Source organism: Pseudomonas sp. HP_12, assembly GCF_055283955.1.
In genome coordinates this window covers 357,148-375,983 of sequence record NZ_JBTOQG010000012.1, presented here as the reverse complement: position 1 = coordinate 375,983, position 18,836 = coordinate 357,148, and the positions used below count along the sequence as shown (strand labels likewise).

At 59.3% G+C, this 18,836-nt stretch carries 15 protein-coding genes; 7 read left to right on the top strand and 8 right to left on the bottom strand.

Features of this window, described 5'->3' with window-relative positions:
- Position 1: 1 nt before the first annotated feature.
- Positions 2-1,150 (bottom strand): GmrSD restriction endonuclease domain-containing protein, encoded by a 1,149-nt coding sequence (locus ACYASU_RS11715; protein ID WP_463582888.1) that lies wholly within the window; start codon positions 1,148-1,150, stop codon positions 2-4.
- A 673-nt stretch (positions 1,151-1,823) separates the two neighbouring features.
- Between ACYASU_RS11715 and ACYASU_RS11710 the strand changes: the two genes are divergently transcribed.
- Entirely contained in the window at positions 1,824-3,635 is a 1,812-nt protein-coding gene (locus tag ACYASU_RS11710; protein ID WP_463582887.1) for an ABC transporter ATP-binding protein, read from the top strand.
- A gap of 100 nt (positions 3,636-3,735) precedes the next feature.
- Here the strand turns inward: ACYASU_RS11710 and ACYASU_RS11705 are convergent, their stop codons facing one another.
- Entirely contained in the window at positions 3,736-4,122 is a 387-nt protein-coding gene (locus ACYASU_RS11705) for a tautomerase family protein (RefSeq protein WP_423572927.1), read from the bottom strand.
- A 270-nt stretch (positions 4,123-4,392) separates the two neighbouring features.
- Between ACYASU_RS11705 and ACYASU_RS11700 the strand changes: the two genes are divergently transcribed.
- Complete coding sequence (locus ACYASU_RS11700; protein ID WP_463582886.1) at positions 4,393-5,436, top strand: MsnO8 family LLM class oxidoreductase; 1,044 nt, start codon at positions 4,393-4,395, stop codon at positions 5,434-5,436.
- Positions 5,437-5,438: 2 nt separating this feature from the next.
- Entirely contained in the window at positions 5,439-6,560 is a 1,122-nt protein-coding gene (locus ACYASU_RS11695) for an alkene reductase (protein ID WP_463582885.1), read from the top strand.
- Between the two features lie 143 nt (positions 6,561-6,703).
- Here the strand turns inward: ACYASU_RS11695 and ACYASU_RS11690 are convergent, their stop codons facing one another.
- Positions 6,704-7,672 carry an AraC family transcriptional regulator gene (locus ACYASU_RS11690; protein WP_463582884.1) on the bottom strand — a complete coding sequence of 323 codons (969 nt, stop codon included), beginning with the start codon at positions 7,670-7,672 and terminating at the stop codon, positions 6,704-6,706.
- A gap of 103 nt (positions 7,673-7,775) precedes the next feature.
- Here ACYASU_RS11690 and ACYASU_RS11685 point away from each other — a divergent pair, with 103 nt between their 5' ends.
- The 4 genes from ACYASU_RS11685 (at position 7,776) to ACYASU_RS11670 (ending at position 12,618) form a co-directional block, all read left to right on the top strand.
- On the top strand, positions 7,776-9,026 hold the full coding sequence (locus tag ACYASU_RS11685) for an MFS transporter (protein WP_463582883.1): 1,251 nt from the start codon (positions 7,776-7,778) through the stop codon (positions 9,024-9,026).
- A 208-nt stretch (positions 9,027-9,234) separates the two neighbouring features.
- On the top strand, positions 9,235-10,362 hold the full coding sequence (locus ACYASU_RS11680; protein WP_423572896.1) for an acyltransferase family protein: 1,128 nt from the start codon (positions 9,235-9,237) through the stop codon (positions 10,360-10,362).
- 160 nt (positions 10,363-10,522) lie between these two features.
- Entirely contained in the window at positions 10,523-11,998 is a 1,476-nt protein-coding gene (katB, locus tag ACYASU_RS11675) for a catalase KatB (protein ID WP_463582925.1), read from the top strand.
- A 53-nt stretch (positions 11,999-12,051) separates the two neighbouring features.
- Positions 12,052-12,618: an ankyrin repeat domain-containing protein gene (locus tag ACYASU_RS11670; RefSeq protein WP_463582882.1), complete on the top strand. Its 567-nt coding sequence runs from the start codon at positions 12,052-12,054 to the stop codon at positions 12,616-12,618.
- 353 nt (positions 12,619-12,971) lie between these two features.
- Here ACYASU_RS11670 and ACYASU_RS11665 read toward each other — a convergent pair whose 3' ends face one another.
- The 5 genes from ACYASU_RS11665 to ACYASU_RS11645 all read right to left on the bottom strand — a co-directional run bounded on the left by ACYASU_RS11665 (position 12,972) and on the right by ACYASU_RS11645 (position 18,626).
- Positions 12,972-13,493: a cysteine hydrolase family protein gene (locus ACYASU_RS11665; protein ID WP_463582881.1), complete on the bottom strand. Its 522-nt coding sequence runs from the start codon at positions 13,491-13,493 to the stop codon at positions 12,972-12,974.
- Positions 13,494-13,782: 289 nt separating this feature from the next.
- The gene (locus tag ACYASU_RS11660) at positions 13,783-14,187 is read right to left on the bottom strand and encodes an META domain-containing protein (RefSeq protein ID WP_463582880.1); all 405 of its coding nucleotides are present in this window, start codon (positions 14,185-14,187) and stop codon (positions 13,783-13,785) included.
- The gene (locus tag ACYASU_RS11655) at positions 14,184-14,621 is read right to left on the bottom strand and encodes a hypothetical protein (RefSeq protein WP_065992852.1); all 438 of its coding nucleotides are present in this window, start codon (positions 14,619-14,621) and stop codon (positions 14,184-14,186) included. The genes ACYASU_RS11660 and ACYASU_RS11655 overlap by 4 nt, the downstream gene beginning before the upstream one ends.
- Positions 14,622-14,706: 85 nt before the next feature.
- The gene (locus ACYASU_RS11650; RefSeq protein ID WP_463582879.1) at positions 14,707-15,693 is read right to left on the bottom strand and encodes a 2-hydroxyacid dehydrogenase; all 987 of its coding nucleotides are present in this window, start codon (positions 15,691-15,693) and stop codon (positions 14,707-14,709) included.
- A gap of 179 nt (positions 15,694-15,872) precedes the next feature.
- On the bottom strand, positions 15,873-18,626 hold the full coding sequence (locus tag ACYASU_RS11645; protein ID WP_192172955.1) for a response regulator: 2,754 nt from the start codon (positions 18,624-18,626) through the stop codon (positions 15,873-15,875).
- Positions 18,627-18,836 lie beyond the last annotated feature (210 nt).

Here is an 18,836-nt window from a genome sequence, read left to right as displayed (position 1 = left end):
CTCACACGATCCTGAAACTGGCATTGTCAAACTTTAAACCTAATGTATCGGCAAGCTCCTGACCCCATATACAGAGTCTAATGTTTGTCGCTCCAACGCTTTTGGTTGTTTTTTCAACCGATTCTTTGAAACGATCATTAAGGCAAGTGTTCTGAAATGCTTGAGTAACCGCTACGACGTTTGTTAACGCCGTTTTTGACACATTCGCATCTGCAAAGTATCGCGTTATACAGTCAAATATTGCGCGGTTGATCCGACGTTCGTAGTTGTTGCCAAGCCACTTTTTAAAAGAGTTTGGACCAAAAATATCGAAGCTTACATTTAGTGCCAAATCCAAGCGAGCGAATGTAGAGTCCAAAAGGGATTTTTGATTGTCCCAGTCCCCTTCAAATAATTTAGTGGCCTTATCAAGGAACTCTTTCAGGTTTCCGTTATAAGCTGCATACGACATGTCAAAAGCAACGAAGCGCAGAACCAACTCGGAGTCTCGCATCCTTTTATCGGGCACCTCGCCAAAGATCTTGTGAAAACTTTTACTCTGGCTGATGTAAGCTTCAATAGCATTTAAAACTTTCCCGCCGATAAGCGCTTTTCTAAGTTCTTGAGGTGAGAGAGGTAAGCTTCCACTGTTTAACCTGAAAAACATGATAAAGAGAAAATTCTCATCGTTCCAGTTTTTTATCACAGTGGAGCGCAGGGTGCTATTTTCAAGAAATTCCCGATCTTCGATATCAAGTGTCGAGAAGATCCTCCCATTCAGATCTTTTCGGAGATCAAGTCCTTTGAGGACGAGATTGTCAGCCATAAAGCTATTAATTGTTAATAGGCGCTGCTTGCCATCAATAACTAGAAAACGTCCACGGCTGGTTTTGTTTTCTGCCAATACGATATTGGGAATAGGCAAGCTAACAATCAAGGACTCTATGAGTCTGCTCTGTCTAATACTGTCCCATGCAGATCTTCGCTGAAAGCCCGGATCAAGATCTATATTTCCCTTAGTAACTTGACCGTTAATCGTCTCGATAGTCCAGTCAGCATTCATGACGACAGCATCTTTGAATGATATGTCCTTATTCATCAAGTCACTTTCGTCTTCCTGCTGGTCATCGGGGATTAGTTCGTCCAGCAGATCTACATTCGAAGCTTGCATTATGTCCATCCATGATTGAGTAAAGGATAACTCTGATGATGTCACACTGGTAACTCAGAGGTGAAGAAAAAGGTAGCCTAGATTGCTAGACAGTCAAGCTTCAATTTTGCTGCAAGCACTGAAGCCCGGCCAGCATTAGTGCTGCCGAAGCACCGCTAGGTCCTGCTGCTTTATATCAACGCCCGGTTTACGCCGATTTCTCCCGGTCTGTAAGGGTTGCAGTGGGCCGAAGTAAGGAGAAGCAAAGCTCCGTCAAAGCCTATTTTGACAGGGATTGGAGTGCACTCGACGCAACAGCAAAACAGCATGCGATATTAAGTGGGAGGCCAGATTATGTGACTGAGCGCGGGCACCTGTTCGGGAAGAAGCTCGTTGAGAGAAGCTATCGGTGCCCGGTGTGTCCAAGGCGACCTGACCTCCAGACGGGGAACTCAATCAGTCTGCCCTCAAGTGTTGAGAAACAGAAATCCTCGCTGGAAGCCCGAACGGTCGGCGCTGTGGGCTGCTCAAGGATCGATAGCCTTAACCTATTCACCAAAACCGCATCGCTCATCCCTCCAGACGGAGCGGGCTGATCCGCAGAGCGCGCTATAGCCATCAACAAGACCGGCGAAGCGTGCCGAACTAGCCGCTACAATCCCCCGTCACCGCCAATCCGGAGCCTGCGCCTTTGATGTCGTTGTTCAATCGTTTGACTGCATTTTCAACCCAGAGCGGCAGGGCGGTCGGCCTTGTTTGGGCGACTTCCCGCCCCTTGTTCGCCGGCTTGATCGTGGCGACGCTGATCGCCGGCATTTTGCCCGCGCTGGCTGCCTGGATCGGCCAGCGGATCGTCGATGCGGTGGTTCAGGCGATGCAGATCCACGCCAATGGCAGCCAGGCGCCGGTATGGCCTGTCCTGCGTTACGTACTGGCCGAGGCGGGCGTATTGGCGTTGCTGGCCGCGGCGCAACGGGCGCTTTCAATGCAACAGGCGCTGCTGCGGGTGCAGTTGGGGCAGAAGGTCAATCTGATGATCCTGGAAAAGGCCCAGACCCTTTCGCTGCTGCAGTTCGAGGACTCGACCTTTTACGACAAGTTGGTGCGCGTGCGCCGCGATGCATCGACACGGCCACTGGGCCTTGTCACCAAAGGCCTGGGGCTGACGCAAAACCTGATCTCGCTGGTCAGCTTTGCGGTGCTGCTGGTGCATTTTTCCCCTTGGGCGCTGCTGATCCTGGTGCTCGGTGCGCTGCCGGTGTTCTTCGCCGAGACGCATTTCTCCGGTAATGCCTTCCGCCTGTTTCAGCGTCGCGCCCCGGAAACCCGCCAGCAAAATTACCTGGAGGCCTTGCTGTCCCAGGAGGCGCATACCAAGGAAGTGAAGCTGTTCGGCATGGCGCCGTTGTTGCTGCAACGCTATCGCGACAATTTCACGCGCCTGTACGCCGAAGACCGCCGACTCACCGTGCGACGCGACACTTGGGGCTTTGCCCTCGGGCTATTGGGCACAGCCGCGTTCTACGTGGCCTACGCCTGGGTGGTCATGGACACCGTGCGCGGCCAGACCACACTGGGGCAGATGACGATGTACCTGGTGCTGTTCAAGCAAGGCCAGGTCGCTATCACGGCCAGCCTCAGCGCGATTGCCGGTTTGTACGAGGATGGCCTCTACCTGTCTGACCTCTACGAATACCTTGAGGTGCCGGTGGCAGCTGCACGCGGCACGCTGAAGGCCGGTGCTCGCCCGGGCGACGGCCTGCGCTGCGAGGGCTTGGGTTTCCGCTACCCGGGTGCCGCGCAGCCCACGCTCAGCGACATCAGCCTGCACCTGACGCCTGGCATGAGCTTGGCCCTGGTGGGCGAAAACGGCTCGGGTAAAACCACCTTGATCAAACTGCTGACGCGGCTCTATACGCCTGGCGAAGGCCGGATCCTGCTGGACGGCAGCGATTTGCAGGACTGGGACGAACAGGCCTTGCACCAGCGCATCGGGGTGATCTTTCAGGACTACATCCGTTACCAGATGACCGTCGGCGAAAACCTTGGGGTGGGTGACGTCGACGCGTTCGATGACCAGGAACGTTGGCGCGATGCGGCCACTCAAGGGATCGCCGCCGAGTTCATCGAACGCTTGAGCAACGGCTATCACACGCAGTTGGGGCGCTGGTTCGCCGGTGGGCAGGAACTGTCCGGTGGGCAATGGCAAAAGCTGGCGCTGTCGCGGGCGTATATGCGCCGTGATGCCGATCTGCTGATTCTGGACGAACCGACGGCCGCCCTCGACGCTGCCGCCGAGGCCGCCGTGTTCGAGCACTTCCGCGAGTACGCGAAGGGGCGCATGACGTTGCTCATTTCTCACCGATTCTCCAGCGTGCGCAACGCTGACCACATCATCGTGCTGGATCAGGGCCGGATTCTGGAGCAGGGGACCCACGCGCAGCTGATGGCGGGCGGCGGGCGCTATGCCAGCCTGTTCGACATCCAGGCGCGTGGGTATCGGTAGTCGCCGACCCGCATAGTTCCTGCGGGCGACTGGATGAAGCCGGCCATAGCTGCCGGCTATCGGCCCATTAGCGGCCCGTCCGCACGTCTACTTGTTTATTTCAGGGCGCGTACTGCATTTCCCCGTTTCCGAAGGACCAGTTCTCCTTCTTGTTATCAATCAGACTGATCCAGATGTCTTCCTGTCTGTGCCCGGTCCTGTCATGAATGCCTTGGGCGATAGCCTTATAAAACGCCTTCTTCACGTCAATGGTTCGCCCTTCGTTCCAGGCCACCTGAATGAACACGATGTTCTTTGTGTAGGTAATGCCCAGATAGCCCTCAGCCGGGTACACCAGTTCATCGCTGGCATGGCGGTGAATGATCTGAAATCGGTCATGTTCGGGCACGTTCGCCGTGCTGATCATTGCTTCATAAATCACGTCACCGATTGCGGCAACTGTCTCATCGGGTGTGTCGGCGGAGATATCAATCCGTACAAGCGGCATAGCGTATTCCTCTTCAGGCAGTGATGAAGTGACGGACGTAATACTAAAGGGAAATGGAGCCTGACCCACGCCTCCAATTGCCCCATGTCCTGTCTTCTTGATGCGTTTTTGTAGACGAGCAGGTTCGCCAGTTGCGGTGATACCACTGTGAAGGTCCTCTAGCCGGGTAGAAAAGCTCATTGGTGAATTGAATTCATGTTATTCGGTAAAAACGAGCCGAAATCTCGCATCGTTTCTCCAATAGGCTGTGTTCTTTGTCCGGAGGGCGCAGTGAGACTTAGCATTCTTGACCATTCCCCAGTAGACGACGGCTTTACCGCCGGCGATGCGCTATGGGCCACTACGCGGCTGGCGCAAGCAGCCGAGTCTTTGGGCTACGAACGCTACTGGGTGGCGGAGCACCATCAATCCAGGGTTCAGGCGGGAAGCAGCCCCGAGCTGTTGATGATGCAGATTGCCGCCCATACGGAGACGATCAGGGTTGGCTCGGGTGGCATCATGCTGCCGCATTACAGCGCGTACAAAGTTGCCGAGACAGCGCGTGTGCTGGAGGCGTTGTACCCGGGGCGGATAGACCTGGGAGTAGGGAGGGCGCCCGGAGCGGACCAACGCGTCACCCGTGCCCTCAATGATGAGAAGACACACCAGATTCCTTTCCCGGCCAAGCTCAAGGACCTCAAGGCTCTGCTCCTTGATGACAAAGAGGGGGCAGGCGATCAGCCGCAGCCGATCTACGCTGCACCTCGGATCACGACCCTCCCTGAGTTGCACATACTGGGTGCCAGCGGCAGTACCGCTGAACTGGCCGCTCTGGAAGGGATGGGCTTCACGTTTGCGCACTTCATCAACCCCCATCATCAGCAAGGTGTGCTGGCCGCCGAGCATTATCGCGCCAACTTTCGTCCATCAAAACTGCATGCCGCGCCCAGTGTCATCGTTGCTGTATTCGCAGTAGTGGCCGACACCGTCGAGCAGGCCGAGCGGCTGGCGACCAGCTTTGATGACTGGTTGCTGCGGGCAGAGTCTGTTGCCCCAGCCGAGGCGTTGGCGCTGCCCGAGGCGGTCGACCCTACGCAATACAGCGCTGAAGCACGCGATCGAGTCGCGCTCAACCGCATGCGCGTGGTTGTTGGCGACGGTCCGTTGGCGATTCAGCAACTGCAGCGCATCGCGTCGCAGTATCAGACCGATCAGATGATGGTCATCCCCATGATCCCCGGCGAAGCAAACCGACAGCGTGCTATCGAGCTGCTCGCTCGCGCCAACAACGAATCCAACCTTCGCGCCCCACAGCGGGCACTTCAGGAGAACTAATCATGACCTTATTTGAAGCATACGAACTCGGCGGCACAACGCTTGGCAACCGCATCGTCATGGCACCGATGACCCGGTCGCGCGCCCCTGACGACATTGCGACGGAGCAAATCGCCCTGCACTACACCCAACGCGGCACCGCCGGTTTAATTGTTTCGGAAGGCACGCCGATCTCTCGTGAGGGCCAGGGTTATCTCTTCAACCCGGGCATCTATACCGAAGAGCAGATCAAAGGATGGAAGCTGGTCATCGACTCGGTCCACAGCGTCGGCGGGAAGATGTTCGCCCAGCTGTGGCACGTTGGCCGCGTGTCCCACACTTCCATTCAGATCGACGGCAAAGCGCCCGTCAGCGCTACCAGCAAACAAGCCCAAGGCGCAGTTGCCTTTGGTTACACGGAAGACGGGGAGCCGGGTTTTGTGGCCACATCCACGCCACGACCGTTGACCACCGAAGAGGTAGCACGCGTGGTTGAAGATTTCGCCCAGGCTGCTGAAAACGCTATCGCGGCCGGGTTCGACGGGGTGGAAATTCATGGCGCCAACGGCTATCTGCTTGAGCAATTCCTGAATCCGCTGGTGAATGACCGAACCGATCGCTACTCAGCAGACACGCTGGAAAATCGTTTGCGTTTCGTATTCGAGGTCGTCGATGCGGCAGCCGCCAGAATCGGCGCTGATCGAGTGGGTATCCGGATTTCGCCATACGGCCAGTTGTTCGATATGCCGCTGTATCCGCAGATCGACGAAACCTACTCAGCGCTCTGTGCGGGCATGAGCCAGCGCGGCATCGCTTACGTTCACGTAATGGATCAGACCCACTTCTTCATGGCAGAGGAAGGCTCGGCTGCGCAGGAGCAAGCGCTTCGTGACCTGCTCAAAGACTGCAAAACACAGCTGGGTAAGACCGCATTGATTCTTGCCGGGGACATGACCCGTGAACGCGCTGAAGAGCTGCTCCACGCCGGCCTGATCGATCTGGCGGCATTCGGGCAGCCCTTCATTGCAAATCCTGATCTGGTCGCCCGGCTGAAAAACGGCTGGACGTTGACCGAGCCGGATCGCGACACCTACTACGGCGGCGATGCAAAAGGCTATGTCGACTATCCGCCCTACATGGGCTGATTGAAGAAGCGATGCGTGCCTGTAAATGTCCAGCGCGAAGGCTGCGGTGGGATGCTGAAGGCACGCTTCAGCCAGCGTGCCGTCTACCGATTGTCAATGTTCCATCAGGTGGACGTAGGTAGTAACGCTACCTTCATCCAGCGTCAGGTCGCAGCCGCCTGCCTCAACCTACGGCTCAACCCGGGCGTTTTACCCGTAACACGCTTGAACGCCCGACTGAACGCCGCTTGAGACGTATAGCCCAAACGCTGCGCGACCTCTTCAATCGGTACCCTTTCCAGCGTCAGCCACTGGCTGGCAAGCCGCATTCGCACTTCAGTGACGTAGCGCAGCGGGGTCATGCCAATCGTCAGTTGAAAACGCTCTGCAAAGACCGAGCGGGACGTATTGCAGTGCGCCGCCAGTTGCTCGACGGTCCAGTCGCGGCCCGGTTGCTGATGCAGCGCCAGAAGGGCACCTGCCAGCCGCGGATCGCGCAGAGCGGCGACCAGGCCGGAAGCGTTGCCGCAAGCGCACTCGACCCAACCGCGAACGACCATGGCGGCGACCACGTCGGCCAGTCGCGCAAGGATGCCGGCGAAGCCGACGCGTGCGGCGCTGACCTCGCGCTCCATGGTGGCGAGAATAGGCACCAGCCCGGGATAACGCTGGCCGCCGGCATCGATCAGCATGAGGCCCGGCATCAGCTTCCCAAGGCCATGCAGGCTACCCAACTCGAATTCCATGCAGCCACTGAACACCAGCGTGGTCGGCGTGGAGCCGGCATCGGTTCCGGTATCTACGGCGCTGACGGTGTCGCCGAGGGGCTCGCCGTTCAGAAGGTCGATGTCCTGCACGGGCGCGTGCGCATGCGAGAGCAACTGATGGGCTGCGCCGTGGGAGATGAACACGGCGTTACCGGCGGACAGCGCATAGGTCGTCCCGTCATCCATGCGCAGCACCGCATTGCCGACCGCCAGGAAGTGGAACCAGGCATGTCCGGGTTTGGCATCGAAGCCCAGGCCGAAGGTCGGGCCCGCCTGGATGCGCCGGTACTCGACACCGCGCAGGCGCATGCCGCGCAACAGCTCGTTGATGAGATCGGAAGAAAGAGCAAATTGATCTGGTAGCATTGTTCAGGAGTTTCAGTTAAAAAAACGGGTTTTTCGATCATAGATCATCCGGATTCACCCGCCTAGACTGCGGGTCGCAATTGAAGATTGGGAGATCTGTGCAATGACCGACCTTACATGCAATGCCGTACCCGACAGCCGTTCCGGCACCGGGCCGGATGTAGAACCTGCAACCCCCGCGTGGATGGCCGTGTTCTCGTTGGCCATGGGCGTATTCGGTTTGCTGACTGCCGAGTACCTCCCGGCCAGCCTGTTGACGCCAATGGCGAAGGAGCTGGCGGTGTCCGAAGCGCTGGCTGGCCAAGCGGTAACGGTAACCGCTGTGGTGGCACTGTTCGCGGGCCTGTTGATGCCCGGCCTGACTCGCAGCATTGATCGCCGCTGGGTGCTACTGGGTTTTTCCACGTTGATGATCGCTTCCAATCTGTTGGTCGCGGTTTCCTCCAGTTTCGCGGTGCTTTTGGCGATGCGTATCCTGCTGGGCATCGCGCTTGGCGGCTTCTGGAGCATGGCGGCGGCGGTGGCGATGCGCTTGGTGCCGGGGGCCTTGTTGCCGCGAGCGCTCTCGATCATTTTCAGCGGCATCGCCATCGGGACAGTGGTTGCAGTCCCGCTGGGCAGTTATCTGGGCGGGCTATATGGCTGGCGCAGCGCGTTCTTTGCAGCGGCAGCGGTGGGGGTGGTGACCCTGGCATTCCAGTCGTTCACGCTGCCGAGTCTCGCGCCACGCCGTCCGGCCCGTCTGCGCACGGTACTTGAAGTGCTGCTGCGCCCGGGCATCGCCATGGGGATGTTCGGTTGCGTGCTGGTGCACAGCGGCCACTTTGCGATGTTCACGTATATCCGGCCATTCCTCGAAGGCACGACTGGGGTTGGCCCGCAGGGGCTGTCGCTGATGCTGCTGGGTTTTGGTGTGGCGAACTTTGTCGGCACGTTGGTGGCGGGGTGGTTGCTGACTCGTCACCCGCTGGCCACCCTGGTGTTGATGCCCGCGCTGGTAGGCGTTGCGGCACTGGCGTTGGTCCTGTTGCCAGCCTCTGTGCCAGGGCAGGCCGTCCTGCTGGCGGTCTGGGGCTTGGCGTTTGGCGGTGTGCCGGTGGCGTGGTCGAACTGGGTCGCCAGCGCGGTCCCTGACCAGGCGGAAAGCGCCGGGGGCATGGTGGTGGCGTCTGTACAATCGGCCATCGCCACAGGCGCAGCTGCGGGTGGTGCCATGTTCAGCGTCGGTGGCAGCGCAGGCGTTTTTCTGGCGGCGGCCGTGCTGATGCTGCTGGCCGCGTTGCTGATTGCACTGCGTGTACGAGTTCCTTCGGCAGATGGCGCTGTGCTTAAAGGGCCAGCACTGCATTTGTGATTTGGCGCTCCAAGGGGCGCCGATCGGCCCTAGCGGCTTATCTCTGCCTAGATACCTGCGGCCCCGGGATTCAACTCGGTTACATCTTCGACCAACGTCCTTGCACAAACCCATCCCTGCACTATGGTTCTGCCTGAGGTAGTACGCGACCGAACCCGATGGGTTGCTTTAGGCGCTTTCGAGCGATGGCAACCAATCGGGGGTTTACATGCAAGAAGTGACACGATTTCACGCGCTGGACAGCCTGCGCGGTCTCTGCGCAATAGCGGTCGTCCTTTATCACACCCATGTCGTCGGCAGCATCACGGAGTGGACGTTCTTCTCCAACGCCGACCTGTTCGTCGAGTTCTTCTTTGTCCTCAGTGGCTTCGTGATGGCTCACGCCTACGGCAGCAAGCCTCATCTGGACGTCAGCCACTTCCTGGTTTCCCGCACCTTTCGCCTGCTACCCCTGCATGTCTTCATGCTGGCGGTATTCATTGGCCTGGAATTTCTCAAATACGCCGCCTACAAAAAAGGTTTTTCCTTTAACCAGCCGCCGTTTACCGGTATCTATGCACCGTCGGAGATCCTGCCCAATCTCCTGCTGCTGCAAAGCTGGACGCACCTGACGGAAAACCTGTCATTCAACACCGCGTCCTGGAGCATCAGCATCGAGTACTGGACCTACATGGTCTTCGCCGCAACCCTGTTCATGGCGTCCACTCGCCGATACCTGCTGTGGACCGTCATCGCCCTCGGCGGATTTGCGCTGCTGTACAGCCAGATTGATGTACTGACCGTCTACGCGCAAAAAGGCCTGGGCTGTTTCTTTGCCGGGGCCTTGGCCTACGGCTTTTTCAACCGCCTCAGACGCTGGATTGCGCCGGGCTTTGCGCTGCTTAGCGTGCTGGAAGCCCTGGCAGCCATCTGCATCTGGTGGGTGCTGACCAGTGAGTTGCCGCAAAAGGTATTGGCGGCGAGCGCGGTGTTTTGCGTCACCATCGTGCTGTTTGCCTTTGATGGCGGGGCGCTGTCGCGGGTGCTCAAGCACGAATGCTTCGCCCGTCTGGGGCGGTGGTCCTACTCCATCTACCTGACCCATCTGGCCGTGCTGTTCTTCGTGATTTCGGCTTTTATGGTGGTGCAGAAAAAAACCGGTTTTGCTGCCGCGCCGATGCTGGATGACATCCGCTACCTGGACACCGGGCACGGCTGGTTGAATAACCTGATGGTGCTGCTGATTCTGGCGGTAGTCGTGACGATTTCCAGCGCGACTTATCACTATGTCGAGCTCAGAGGGCAAGCGCTGGGCAAGCAGCTGTTGCGGCGCAGGATGGTGATGCCCGTCGGTTGACCGTCAATATTTTTAAACCTATCAAACGCATAGCCAGAACTAATTCAGCAATCGCGGGCTCTAGCCGTAGGCTTTGACTCTCAGAACAACCAGAAAGAGAGAGTCCGCGATGTACTTACCCCGCTCCCATATTGCCGCCAGCCTGATTGGCGCGAGCCTGATGGTCAGTTCTGCAGCGTACGCTGACACCCTGACCCGCGACAACGGCGCCGCCGTTGGCGATAACCAGAACTCCCAGACTGCCGGCCCAAACGGTCCGGTCCTGCTGCAAGATGTGCAGTTGCTGCAAAAACTCCAGCGCTTTGATCGTGAACGCATTCCGGAGCGTGTCGTGCATGCTCGCGGTACTGGCGTGCATGGCGAATTCGTTGCATCCGACGACGCCTCCGATCTGAGCAAGGCCACGGTCTTCCGCAAAGGCGAGCACACCCCGGTGTTCGTGCGGTTCTCCGCCGTTGTCCACGGCAATCACTCCCCTGAAACCCTGCGTGACCCGCGCGGCTTCGCCACCAAGTTCTACACGGCCGACGGCAATTGGGACTTGGTCGGTAATAACTTCCCTACGTTTTTCATCCGCGACGCGATCAAGTTCCCGGACATGGTCCACGCCTTCAAGCCTGACCCGCGCACCAACCTGGATGACGACTCGCGACGTTTCGATTTCTTCTCCCACGTCCCGGAAGCCACGCGCACGTTGACCTTGCTGTACTCCAACGAAGGCACACCGGCCAGCTATCGCACTATGGACGGCAACGGCGTGCATGCCTACAAACTGGTGAACGCCAAGGGCGAAGTCAACTATGTGAAGTTTCACTGGAAAAGCCTGCAGGGCCTGAAAAACCTCGATCCCAAGCAGGTTGCTGAAGTGCAGTCCAAGGACTACAGCCACCTGACCCATGATCTGGTGGGCGCCATCAACAAAGGCGATTTTCCGAAGTGGGACCTGTACGTCCAGGTCGTCAAGCCTGAGGACCTGGCGAAGTTCGACTTCGACCCTCTGGACGCTACCAAAATCTGGCCGAATATCCCCGAGCGTAAAATCGGCCAGATGGTCTTGAACAAGAACGTGGATAACTTCTTCCAGGAGACCGAGCAGGTCGCCATGGCGCCCGCCAACGTCGTGCCGGGTATCGAGCCTTCGGAAGATCGCCTGCTGCAAGGCCGGGTATTTTCCTACGCGGACACCCAGCTCTATCGCGTGGGGCCTAACGTGTTGAGCCTCCCGATCAACGCGCCACGGGTCAAGGTCAACAACGGCAACCAGGACGGCCCGCTCAACACCGGTCACACTACGACTGGCGTGAACTACGAGCCAAGCCGACTCAATCCGCGTCCAGCGGCTGAAGAGGCGCGCTACAGCCAACTGCCACTGTCCGGCAGCACACAGCAAGCGAAGATCCAGAAAGAGCAAAACTTCAAGCAGGCGGGCGACTTGTATCGTTCCTACAGCGAGAAGGACCGCAAGGACCTGATCCAGAGCTTTGGTGAATCCCTGGCGACCACCGATACCGAGAGCAAGAACATCATGCTGTCGTTCCTCTACAAGGCAGATCCGGAATACGGCACCGGCGTGACCAAGGTTGCCAATGGCGATCTGACCAAGGTCAAGCAACTGGCCGCTGCACTGCAGGACTGACCGATCACCCCGACCCGTTTGCACGGCGGGTCGGGGTTTCTGGAGGACATCAAATGCGCAGAACCCTTTATGTGTTGCTGCTGTGTCTGGCGGCGGGCGTGGCCCAGGCCAGCCCATCCGATAGCGGCACCGCTGCCGACACTGCCGGCGACACCCAGGCGCAACTTCGGGAGCTGTTTTTCCAGGCTGCCCGAGACGGCCGCCAAGACATGCTCAACGAATTCATCAACGCAAAGTTCGACCTGAACGTACAGGACGAAAAAGGCTACACCGCCCTGATTCTCGCCGCGTACCACGGCCAACAATCGACTGTCACCCAACTGCTCAATGCGGGCGCTGATCCCTGCGCCAAAGATCTGAGGGGCAACACGGCGTTGATGGGGGCGATCTTCAAAGGCGAACTCAGCATCGCTCGCCAACTGGTCGACGCCAATTGCGCGCCCGATCAACGCAATAACGCGGGTCAGACCGCCGTCATGTACGCGGCGCTGTTCCATCGCAAGGATGTTCTTGACGCACTGGCAGCCAAAGGCGCGGATCTCAATGCCACTGACGCCATGGGCAACAAGGTGCAAAACCTGGAGCGCGGCGAATTCCAGCCGTTGTCGTCGAACAGGTGACGGATGCAAAACGCATCCGTCAGCCCAGCCAGCCTCATCAAACAACACCCAGATGGCTCTGCCGATGCACGAAATTGTGGGAGCGAGCTTGCTCGCGAAGATGCCAAGGAGTGTGAGCTCAAAGAAATATTGGATACCGCGCTCATCCAGTTGGGAACAGCTTCGCCAGGGCGCGCGACCATAGTTGATCAACACTGAGAAGACATTCCGCATTTGGCCCGTCACACCGCTTATCAACATTCCGTGCAAGTGCCGTTCCTATCGGCGCTCGATTGGCTGTTTATGACCGCTAACGGGTTGTGGCAAGGACAGCGCCAAGGGCAGGTTGACGCTGGCAGGGCCGATCAGGGGAGTTAACTAAAACTCCATTCCTCAGCCTGGACCACTCGGCAGAATGGTCCACCTAACGTCGCATTATGGTGGGCAACGATGGCCTCTGCTGTGAGTCCTGGAGTATCGGAACAGGTGTGTCCGTCTGCGATGAGGACAGCATCAAATCCGCAATCGCGGGCGGCGCGGCAGGTACTGTCTACGCAGTATTGAGTTTTCATGCCTGTAACGACGACGCCGTCACACTCGCGCTCACGTAGCAGAGTTGCCAGGTCAGTCTGAGCGAAGGCGTTGGGGCGTTTTTTCTCGAAAATGACTTCGTTACCTATTAGCTGCAACTCCTGGACAAGCTCGGTGAGCGGGCTGCCCGGCTCAATTGGAGACCCTGCTGGACCTATATGGCGGGCAAGAAAGATGGGGGCTCCTGTTGCTCGGGCACTCCTCATGAGTTCATTCAATGTATTGATAAGCGCCCGGACTTCCCTAGGTTTGTCCGGGCCATGAACAAGCCCTACCTGCATGTCGAGAATCAGAAGTGCATACATGTGCGTTTCCTTACGTGGGTGCCAGCAAAACCGGGGCAAAAAAAAGACCCGATCCATTGCTGGCGGGTCTTTGGGATTGTGTGCTGGTTTAATTCACACAACCTCCCACGACCCGCCAGTGGCGGTCGTGAAGGTTGTGGTCGATTCGAAGCGTGGCGTAGTCATGAGCCCGAAGTTGACGTTGTCGGGACGGTGTTGCAAGTGAACATGGTCAGGATGAATGCCATTTCTACTGCCGTTTCACGCCATGTCGCGGGGCAAGCCACGCTCCCGCAAATGCCAGTCAGCCTCAGTCCTCTTCCAGCCAAAACCGCAAAGGTTTGCCCTGCGCCGGCCACAACCGCAATTGCTCAACGGGCGAAATATCCCACCGCTGCACCTTACCCATCGCTTCAAGGAATCGGTGTTCCTGCTCCATCAACGCTGGCGCACACAGTTTGCGGGTGCTGCCGACCGGGCCGAAGCTGATCGCATCACCCTGCAACTGGTACGACGCGAACCAGTGGTTGCAGCCGGCGTTGCCGTAGGCGCGGCCGTCGTTGCCCAGGGTCATGGTCAGGTGGCTGTTGTCGATCAACGGCCGTTCACCGATCCATTCCAGCACGTAACCGTGGTCCTGCTTGAGGGCAGGGGGTTTGGTGGCGCATCCTGCCAGCAGCGTGGCCGCCAGCAGTGTCAGCAAAAGCGGTTTCATGCGGCTTTCTTCGCGCAGGCAGGGCAGAGGTGGTTCTCGCCGACGACCTTCCAGCCCAGTTCCTCGATGCGTGCGGTGGCGGCAGGCTTGAGGGCTTTTTTGCCGTCTTTGCCGTCGACCATGAATTCGATGTCGCGCTCTTTGCCGCAGTCGTTGCAGTTGACTTTCCACTGATGGATCGCCAACTCGGTGAACGCCGGGCCATTGGCAACGGCCACCCACTGACCGGTCGGGTTGATCAGGTGGCGGACTTTTTCCACGTTCAAGCGCATGAACAGCTCTTTGCTGCCTTTGACGGTGACCAGCAGCACGTCGTCGGGCTTGATCGAGCCGCCGTTGCCGGTGACCTGGTAGCGACCGACCGCCAGGCTGCGGCATTCGATCAGGGTGTGTTGCGGGGTGAGCATGCTGTAACGGAAATCGTGTTCGGCCATGGGGGTCTCCAAATAGGCGCGCATGCTAACACTTTAGAGAGGGGATTCTCGCTGCCGACCGGCCCGGGATCGGAAGAGAACGCGTTCACTGCACCAGATTCTGCGGGCTGCCCGCCGCCCAACCGGTGACGTTATCCAGCGTAGTCTGGGCGATGGCGCCGAGGGCTTCTTTGGTCAGAAACGCCTGATGGGCGGTGATCACCACGTTGGGGAATGTCAGCAGGCGCGCCAGCACATCGTCCTGCAGCGGCAGGTCCGAGCGGTCTTCGAAAAACAGCTGCGCTTCCTCTTCATAGACGTCCAGCCCGAGGTAACCCAGCTGACCGCTTTTGAGCGCGTCGATCAGCGCCGGCGTGTTCACCAGCGCGCCGCGCCCAGTATTGATCAGCATCGCGCCGTGCTGCATGCGCGACAACGAATCCGGGTTGATCAGGTGCCGGGTGTGCTCGTTGAGCGGGCAGTGCAGGCTGATGATCTGCGCTTCGGCGAGCAATTCGTCGAGGGGCAGATAGCGGGCGCCCAGTGCCTCGACCAGCGGGTTCGGGTACGGATCGTAGGCCAGCAGTTGGCAGCCGAAGCCGGCCATGATCCGCGCGAACGTCGCCCCGATCTGCCCGGTGCCGACCACGCCGACGGTCTTGCCCACCAGATCGAACCCGGTCAGGCCGTGCAGGCTGAAATCGCCGTCTCGGGTGCGGTTGTAAGCACGGTGCAGATGGCGGTTCAGCGAAAGAATCAACGCAACGGCATGTTCGGCCACGGCATGGGGCGAGTAGGCCGGAACCCGCACGACGCTCAGGCCCAGGCGCTTGGCCACGACCAGGTCGACGTGATTGAAACCGGCCGAGCGCAGGGCGATCAGCTTGGTGCCGCCTGCGGCCAGTTGCTCAAGAACCGGCGCGCTCAGGTCGTCGTTGATGAAGGCACAAACCACTTCGTATTGATCGGCCAGCGCCACGGTGTCCAGGGTCAACCGCGCGGGCTGGAAATGCAGTTCGATGTCCGGCGCGATCTGCGCGCCGAGAAAGCTCTCGCGGTCGTAAGTCTGGCTGCTGTAAACAAGCGTGCGCATGGTTGTTCCTTTATAGATGGGCCTGCAATGTCGCGTCGAACGTAGGATTTAGGCACCCCGCATATCCACTGTAGGAGTGAGCTTGCTCGCGAAGGCGTTCTGTCAGTGCCCTCATTTGACCTGACCCACCCCGAACCCTGCAGCCTATCCCTCACAGAACAAAAAACCAGTGACCCAGATCAAGCACTCACACGGGCCTCGGTTTCCAGGCGGTTGATGGCCTTCTCCAATTCATCCAGTGCCTTGTCGCTGTCCGCCGATTCCTGCTTCAGCAGGGTCTCGCTGCGTTGACAGGCCGCGCGCAATTGCGGGACGCCGCAGTAACGGGTCGCGCCGTGAAGGCGGTGGACGCGTTCGATCAGTGCGACGTTGTCCCTGGCCTCGCGGGCAGTGAGGATGGCTTCGCGGTCGGTGGCGAGGGAGGCCAGCAGCATCGCCAGCATGTCCGCCGCCAGGTCGGCTTTCCCCGCCGCCAGCCGAAGCCCCTCCTCGTGATCGAGCACCTGCAAATTAATACCGCCCTGGGCGATTTCGACGTGCCGCTCCGGCGCCTGATTGCGCAGCGCCAGCCCGGTCCACTTCAGCACCACCTGCGCCAGTTGACGCTCGCTGATCGGCTTGGTCAGGTAGTCGTCCATGCCGCTCTGCAACAGCGCGCGCTTTTCGTTGGCCATGGCGTGGGCGGTAAGGGCGACGATCGGCAGCGACGAGGCCTGACGTTCGCTCTCCCAGCTGCGGATTTCTTCGGTGGCCTGACGCCCGTCCATGCCCGGCATCTGCACGTCCATCAGCACCAGATCGAAGGGTTCATCCTGCACCGCTTGCACCGCCGCATAACCACTGTCGACGGCCTTGACTCTGGCGCCCATGTCTTCGAGCAAGGTCTGCACCAGCAACAGGTTCGCCGGGTTGTCGTCCACACAGAGAATGCGCGGCGGCCGGCTCGACAGCGGCTCCGGCACCTCGTTGCGCAGTTGCTTGGGCTGAATCAATTCCGACAGCGCGCGGCGCAACTTGCGCGTACACGCCGGCTTGGCCTGCAACTGGTTGTAGGCGTCAGGCACGGAAAATTGATACAGCGCCTGTTCGGTGGTGGGGCACAGCACCAGCACTTTGCAATTGAGGTTTTCCAGGTCCCAGATCTGCTGGCGCAGGCGCTCGGGCGGCAGCTCGTGGGCAGTCACGCCGAGCACGGCCATGTCGATGGCGTGGGGCGTCTGGTGCACCACGGTCACGCCATTGATGAGGTTCTCCAGATTGTTGAAGACCATCGGCTGCAGGCCGCAGTCTTCCAGTTGATGTTCAAGGGCCTGCCGCGACAGGTCGTGATGCTCCAGCACCGCCACGCGCCGGCCCAGCAGCGGCGGGGCGGGCAGGTCTTCGAGGTCGTCGCGGGTTTTCGGCAGCGTCAGGCTGATCCAGAATTCCGAACCTTCGCCGGGCGTGCTCTCGACGCCAATCTCGCCGCCCATCTGCTCGACCAGCCGCTTGGAAATCACCAGCCCCAGCCCAGTGCCGCCGGAGTGCCGCGACAGCGAATTGTCCGCCTGACTGAACGCCTGAAACAGTGCGCGCACGTCCTGACTGGAGAGGCCGATGCCGGTGTCCTGCACGCTGATGCGCAGTTGCACGGTGGTGTCGTGCTCCTCCTCCAGCATCGCCCGCGCCACGATAGTGCCCTCGCGGGTGAACTTGATCGCGTTGCTGACGAGGTTGGTCAGGATCTGCCGCAGGCGCAGCGGATCGCCCACTAGCGACAGCGGTGTGTCGCGATAAACCAGACTCACCAGCTCCAGCTGTTTGGCGTGGGCGGCGGGGGCGAGGATGGTCAGGGTGTCCTGCAACAGGTCGCGCAGGTTGAACGGAATCGCGTCGAGGACCAGCTTGCCGGCCTCGATCTTCGAGAAATCCAGAATCTCGTTGATGATGCTCAGCAGGTTGTCGGCGGATTTTTCAATGGTGCCCAGGTAATCGTACTGGCGCGGCGTCAGTTCGCTTTTCTGCAACAGGTGGGTGAAACCGAGAATGCCGTTGAGCGGCGTGCGGATTTCATGACTCATGTTCGCCAGAAACTCGGACTTGATCCGGCTGGCTTCCAGGGCTTCCTTGCGCGCCAGGTCCAGCTCGATGTTCTGAATCTCGATGGTTTCCAGGTTCTGGCGCACGTCTTCGGTGGCCTGCTCGATGCTGTGCTGCAATTCTTCCTGGGCGTTCTGCAACGTCGCCGCCATGCGATTGATGCCCGAACCGAGTTCGTCCAGCTCGTAACTGCCCATGGGCGGCAATCGCGCTTCCAGATTGCCATCCTTCAGTTGAGCGACGACGTGTTTGATCTGAGTGATCGGGCCGTTGATGGTGCGGCTCATGCGCAGGGAGAGCATGGCGGTCAGGCCGAGGCCGATGACAATCAGGATCAGGCTGGCAAACAGGCTGCGATAACCGCGCAGCAGGGTGCCGTTGTGGGACAGTTCCAGCTCGACCCAGCCCAGCAGACGGTCGGCTTCGGCGGGCACGACATCGCCGGTCAGATGACGGCTGCGCCCGAACACCGGCATCAGGTAGCGGGTGGCATCATTTTCCGAGCGCTGCAGCATGTGCGTGCTGTTACCGATGGGGGCCTGGTTGATCATGCTCGGGCCGGCATGGGCCAGCATCGCGCGGTCGGCGTCAAGGAACGACACCGCGCGCACGTCGGCCTGTTCCAGCACCTGCCCGGCGATGCGTTCGAGCATGGCCTGATCGCCGCTGGCCAGCGCGCCGGCGGACAGCGGCGCCAGCTCGTTGGCAATCATTTCGCCACGCTTGAGCAACTGGGTCTGCAACTCGGTCAGTTGCATCCAGGTGAAATAACCCCCCAACAACGCCGCCATCAGGCAGGCCGGGAGCAGGGTCAGCAGCATGACGCGGCCTTTGATGCCCACTTTTCTCAGCACACTTCTTCTCCACCAACCCGGCACGAATTCAGGCAATTGCTGCGCCAATGCAGCGTGTGACGCACAATCACTGCGCAGTGTAGTCATTTGCGCTTCATGCACACAGTGGGACTGGCGCGCGCGCACCTCATGGAAGTGGACACTTCCCTTGTAGGACCGGCTTTAGCCGGGAAAGCGGCAGTCATCACGCCGCAGATTTGATGGCGCCCA